5 protein-coding genes are annotated in these 6,000 nt (G+C 60.0%); 2 read left to right on the forward strand and 3 right to left on the reverse strand.

The genetic code is table 11. From position 1 onward, the window contains the following. Positions 1 to 198: 198 nt before the first annotated feature. From J7E36_RS03775 to J7E36_RS03785, 3 genes are all read right to left on the reverse strand, one after another. A complete protein-coding gene (locus J7E36_RS03775) occupies positions 199 to 780 on the reverse strand; it encodes an IMPACT family protein (RefSeq protein WP_215000027.1) in 582 nt (193 codons plus the stop codon). A 7-nt stretch (positions 781 to 787) separates the two neighbouring features. Beyond that, a complete protein-coding gene (locus J7E36_RS03780) occupies positions 788 to 1,438 on the reverse strand; it encodes a TetR/AcrR family transcriptional regulator (RefSeq protein WP_215000029.1) in 651 nt (216 codons plus the stop codon). A gap of 128 nt (positions 1,439 to 1,566) precedes the next feature. After that, positions 1,567 to 2,487, reverse strand: a complete 921-nt coding sequence (locus tag J7E36_RS03785) for a LysR family transcriptional regulator (protein WP_215000031.1) — start codon at positions 2,485 to 2,487, stop codon at positions 1,567 to 1,569. A 122-nt stretch (positions 2,488 to 2,609) separates the two neighbouring features. Between J7E36_RS03785 and J7E36_RS03790 the strand changes: the two genes are divergently transcribed. Beyond that, positions 2,610 to 3,959 (forward strand): aspartate aminotransferase family protein, encoded by a 1,350-nt coding sequence (locus J7E36_RS03790; protein WP_215000033.1) that lies wholly within the window; start codon positions 2,610 to 2,612, stop codon positions 3,957 to 3,959. A gap of 73 nt (positions 3,960 to 4,032) precedes the next feature. After that, positions 4,033 to 5,526, forward strand: coding sequence for a CoA-acylating methylmalonate-semialdehyde dehydrogenase (locus J7E36_RS03795; RefSeq protein ID WP_215000035.1), 1,494 nt, complete (start codon positions 4,033 to 4,035; stop codon positions 5,524 to 5,526). The last annotated feature ends 474 nt before the right edge of the window (positions 5,527 to 6,000 follow it).

Raw genomic sequence — 6,000 nt, forward strand, 5'->3', positions numbered from 1 at the left:
TTTCTTCTAAAGGTGATAAACCGCTGCAAGCATCTGTTTTGTTGACGGATTAGTTGAACAGACGAGGCATTGGACGAAAAATGAGCAACCCTCTGAAACCCGCGTGACAGAAGGGTTACAGAGGGATGTGCTCAGGTTATCCACAGTCGGGTGCACAGTGGCTGTGGGCAAGTTGAGCGATTGCGCAGCGCTTTGCGTTCAACGCTCCAGGAGAATCCGCCCCCGGCTCAGGTCGGCCAGTTGCTGTTGCAATACCTGGATGTGCGCCTCACCGACGGCCAAATGTAACGCCACGCCATTGGCGGTAAAGGTTTCTTCATTCACCAGCCCGCCACACTCGGCCACCCGCAGTTTCACCAGGGGCAGTTCTGCGAACCCACAGGTGCAGCGCAACGCCACACGGCTGATCAATTCAATCTTCTGGGCGTTTTGCAGGCATTTGTTTGCGCCGCCACCATAAGCCCGGGCCAGTCCACCTGTACCCAATTGAATCCCGCCGTACCAGCGAATCACCAGCACCACGACCTGATCGCAGGCCTGCGCTTCGATCGCGGCCAGGATCGGACGCCCGGCCGTGCCGCCCGGCTCGCCGTCGTCGTTGCTGCGATACTGATCGCCGAGCTTCCAGGCCCAGCAATTGTGGGTGGCGTTCAGGTCGCTGTGCTGTTCGATAAAGGCCTGGGCCTCGGCGGGGCTGGCGATGGGTGCAGCGAAGGTGATGAAGCGGCTCTTGCGAATGTCTTCGCGGTATTCGCAAAACCCGGCAAGGGTAAAAGGCATGGGCGTCTTAAAGGGCTGGTGTCAGGCCGCAGCCCTTGAGAATGATGCGAATCAAGTTGTCGCCGGCGTCGCTCATGTCCTGCTTGGTCAACTTGCTGCGCCCGGTCACGCGACAGATCTGGGTGGCGAAGTCGGCGTAATGCTGGGTACTGCCCCACAGCAGGAAAATCAGGTGTACCGGGTCGAGCGGGTCCATCTTGCCGGCGTCGATCCAGGCCTGGAACACGGCAGCACGGCCGCTGAACCAGGCGCGATAATCCTGGTTGAAATATTCGGTCAGGCATTCGCCACCGCTGATCACTTCCATGGCAAACAACCGCGAGGCCTGGGGCTGGCGACGGGAGAACTCCATCTTGGCGCGGATGTAGCGGGTCAAGGCTTCGGCCGGATCGTCTTCGGCGGTGAGGGTATTGAAGGTGCTGTCCCACAACTCGATGATGTTGCTCAGCACCGCCACATACAAGCCGAGCTTATTGGTGAAGTAATAATGCAGGTTCGCCTTGGGCAGCCCGGCCTTCAAGGCAATGGCATTCATGCTGGTGCCTTTGAATCCATGGCGGGCGAATTCGTCTTCGGCGGCCTTGAGAATGGTCTCTTCGTTCTTTTGACGAATGCGACTGGTGGGCTTGCCACTGTGGGCGGGGACTTCAAAGGTCATGGGCGTTACCGGGCTGATCTGTGGGCAAGCAAATGCGTTGATAACGCACCGGCAGCAATCCGACAAGTGCCACCTTCATATAAAGCTGTTCGACGATGATCGGGTGAGGCTCACAACGGGCAAAGGTGTCAGCGAGTCGCCGCCAGACTCTCGAGAAAACTCTCCAGCACCAGATGAGGCCGCCGCCCCTTGCGCGTGACTGACGCCAGGCTCAGGTCATAGAAGCGCGTCGTCGGCTTCAGCGCTCGCAACCGCCCCTGCTGGACCCAGAGGCTGGCATAGTGATCAGGCAAGTAACCGATGTAGCGTCCGGTGAGAATCAGGAACGCCATGCCTTCGCGGTCCGACGCACTGGCGGTGCAATTGAGCGCCTGGTAATGGGCCTGGATCTCGGCCGGCAAGCGGAAGGTCGGCGCGATAGCGTCCTGGCTGTTGAGGCGGCTGTCGTCGAGCTGCTTGTCGTCCACATAGAACAACGGATGGCCCACCGCGCAGTAGAGCAACGAGCGCTCGCTATAGAGCGGTTGATATTCCAGCCCGGACAGGGCGCTGGCCTGGGGGACCACGCCGACGTGCAGGCGCCCGTCGAGGACGCCTTGCTCGACTTCATTGGGGGCAATCATGCGGATCTGGATCTGCACGTCGGGCCCACGTTCCTTCAGTTGGGCCAAGGCATGGGTGATGCGCATGTGGGGCAGGGTGACCAGGTTGTCGGTCAGGCCGATGATCAGCTCACCGCGCAAATGTTGGTGCAGGCCGTTGACCTCGGTGCGGAAGCTTTCCAATGCACTTAATAGCTGCAACGCCGATTGATACACCTCGCGCCCTTCCTCCGTCAGGGAAAACCCGGCGCGCCCACGCTGGCACAGGCGCAGGCCAAGGCGTTGTTCGAGGTCGCTCATCTGCTGGCTGATGGCCGAGCGGCCGATGCCGAGCACCGTTTCGGCGGCGGAGAAACCACCACACTCCACCACGCTGCGGAAAATGCGCAGCAAGCGGATGTCGAAGTCGCTGACCTGGGCCAGCGGATCGGGACGGCGAACGCTCATAGTTTAGTAATCCGCTGACTGAAGGTTAGAAAAGTTGGATTTCACCGACTTTATCGCCGTGGCAACTTAGCTGCAAGAACGCCTTTTGACCCCTGTCGCCTTTGTCCCGCGAGGTTTTGTCGATGAACATGCCCGAACACGCTGCCGGTTCCCTGGCCAGTCAGCTCAAGCTTGATGCTCACTGGATGCCCTACACCGCCAACCGCAATTTTCAGCGCGATCCACGCCTGATCGTGGCCGCCGAAGGCAGTTGGCTAGTGGACGACAAGGGCCGCAAAGTCTATGACTCGTTGTCGGGCCTGTGGACCTGCGGCGCCGGCCACACCCGCAAGGAAATTCAGGAGGCGGTTGCCAGACAGTTGGGCACCCTCGATTACTCGCCGGGGTTCCAGTACGGCCATCCACTGTCATTCCAGCTGGCGGAAAAAATCACCAGCCTGACGCCGGGCAATCTCAACCATGTGTTCTTTACCGACTCCGGTTCGGAATGCGCCGATACGGCGGTAAAAATGGTCCGCGCCTACTGGCGACTCAAGGGGCAGGCGACCAAGACCAAGATGATCGGCCGTGCCCGTGGCTATCACGGCGTGAACATCGCCGGCACCAGCCTCGGCGGTGTCAGCGGCAACCGCAAGCTGTTCGGCCAGGCGATGATGGACGTCGATCACCTGCCGCACACGCTGCTGGCCAGCAACGCCTATTCCCGTGGCATGCCCAAGGAGGGCGGCGTCGCCCTGGCCGATGAGCTGTTGAAGCTGATCGAGTTGCACGACGCCTCCAACATCGCCGCGGTATTCGTTGAACCGATGGCCGGTTCGGCCGGTGTGTTGGTGCCGCCAGAAGGTTACCTCAAGCGCCTGCGCGAGATTTGCGACCAGCACAGCATCCTGCTGGTGTTCGACGAAGTGATCACCGGTTTCGGCCGCACCGGCTCAATGTTCGGTGCCGACAGCTTTGGCGTGACGCCGGACCTGATGTGCATTGCCAAGCAAGTCACCAATGGCGCGATCCCCATGGGCGCGGTGATTGCCAGCTCCGAGATCTATCAGACCTTCATGAACCAGCCAACGCCCGAGTACGCGGTGGAATTCCCCCATGGCTACACCTACTCGGCGCACCCGGTGGCGTGTGCGGCAGGTTTGGCGGCATTGGATCTGTTGCAGAAGGAAAACCTGGTGCAGAGCGTGGCCGAGGTCGCCCCGCATTTCGAAAACGCCTTGCATGGGCTCAAAGGCGCGAAGAACGTCATCGACATCCGCAACTATGGCCTGGCCGGGGCGATCCAGATTGCGCCTCGCGATGGCGATGCCATCGTGCGTCCCTTCGAGGCGGGCATGGCGCTGTGGAAAGCCGGGTTCTATGTGCGGTTCGGCGGCGACACCTTGCAGTTCGGGCCAACCTTCAATAGCAAGCCGCAGGACCTGGATCGTCTGTTCGACGCGGTCGGCGAAGTGCTGAACAAGCTCGACTGACGCACCCCTGCCTATAGCTTTCAACAACGGGCGTCCGGTGACGGGCGCCTGTGGATAAATTCTGGAGTCCCCCATGAGCCTCATCCCGCACTTGATCAATGGCGAACTGCTGAGCGACAGCGTTCGCACCGCCGACGTGTTCAACCCGTCCACCGGTCAGGCGATTCATAAGCTGCCATTGGCTGATCGCGCGACCATCCAACGGGCCATCGACGCCGCGAAGGCGGCATTCCCTGCGTGGCGCAACACACCGCCGGCCAAGCGCGCGCAGGTGATGTTTCGTTTCAAGCAATTGCTGGAGCAGAACGAATCACGTATCGCCCAGTTGATCAGCGAAGAACATGGCAAGACCCTGGAGGACGCGGCCGGTGAGCTCAAGCGCGGCATTGAAAACGTCGAGTTCGCCTGCGCAGCGCCGGAAATTCTGAAAGGCGAATACAGCCGTAACGTAGGACCGAACATCGACGCCTGGTCAGACTTCCAGCCTCTGGGTGTAGTCGCAGGCATCACGCCGTTCAACTTCCCAGCGATGGTGCCGCTGTGGATGTATCCGCTGGCGATCGTTTGCGGTAACTGCTTCATTCTCAAACCGTCCGAGCGCGACCCGAGTTCGACCTTGCTGATCGCTCAGTTGCTGCTGGAGGCCGGGTTGCCCAAGGGCGTGTTGAGCGTGGTGCACGGCGACAAGACTGCCGTGGATGCGTTGATCGAAGCGCCGGAAGTGAAAGCGCTGAGTTTTGTCGGCTCGACACCGATTGCCGAATACATCTATGCCGAAGGCACCCGCCGCGGCAAGCGCGTCCAGGCGCTGGGCGGAGCCAAGAACCACGCGGTGCTGATGCCGGATGCCGACCTGGATAACGCCGTCAGCGCCTTGATGGGCGCGGCCTACGGTTCGTGTGGTGAACGTTGCATGGCCATTTCCGTGGCAGTGTGTGTCGGTGACCAGGTGGCGGATGCACTGGTGGCCAAGTTGGTCCCGCAGATCAAGGCCCTGAAGATCGGCGCAGGCACCTCCTGTGGGCTGGACATGGGACCGCTGGTGACCGGTCAGCATCGCGACAAGGTCAGTGGCTATATAGAAGACGGTGTATCGGCGGGTGCTTCGCTGGTCGTCGATGGACGTGGCTTGAGTGTGGTTGGGCATGAGGGGGGCTTCTTCCTCGGTGGCTGCCTGTTCGATCGCGTGACGCCTGAGATGCGCATCTATAAGGAAGAGATCTTCGGGCCGGTGCTGTGCATCGTCCGGGTCAACAGCCTGGAAGAGGCGATGCAGCTGATCAACGATCACGAGTATGGCAACGGCACCTGTATCTTCACCCGTGATGGCGAGGCGGCGCGGTTGTTCTGCGATGAGATCGAAGTCGGCATGGTGGGCGTCAACGTCCCATTGCCGGTGCCTGTTGCGTATCACAGCTTTGGCGGCTGGAAGCGTTCGTTGTTCGGCGACCTGCATGCCTATGGTCCGGACGGTGTGCGTTTCTATACCCGGCGTAAGGCGATCACCCAGCGCTGGCCGCAGCGTGCCAGCCATGAGGCTTCGCAGTTCGCGTTCCCCAGCCTGTAACAAGTCATGGAAGAGGCCGGCGCCCTTGGGCGCCGGCCTCCGCGTTTGCAGGGCTGTTTGGTTGATGTGACAGAATTGTGAAATTAGGTGTTGACGGCAAATTCCAGGCGTCTATAATTCGCCCCACTTCTGGCGCAGTCGAAACGGAAAACTCCTTGAGTTTCAACGAGTTAAGTAGGTTTCGAAGGGGTAGGGCTTCAGTTCATCGAAGTCCGGAAGTAGTGGATAGGGCGATGTTGTTTGGCCCTGTCGACGGTTCGATCTTCTCGGTCGAAAGCGGTGAAAAAGAGGTGTTGACAGCAGCGACTAACGCTGTAGAATTCGCCTCCCGCTAACGAGAGATCGGAAGCGCAAGTGGTTGAAGTTGATAAGGAAACTTGGAAAACTTCTGAAAATAACCACTTGACAGCAACACCAGGCGCTGTAGAATGCGCGCCTCGGTTGAGACGAAAGAATCAACCCACCGCTCTTTAA

The sequence above is a fragment of the Pseudomonas fluorescens genome (genome assembly GCF_018614775.1).
Taxonomy (GTDB): domain Bacteria; phylum Pseudomonadota; class Gammaproteobacteria; order Pseudomonadales; family Pseudomonadaceae; genus Aquipseudomonas; species Aquipseudomonas fluorescens_BY.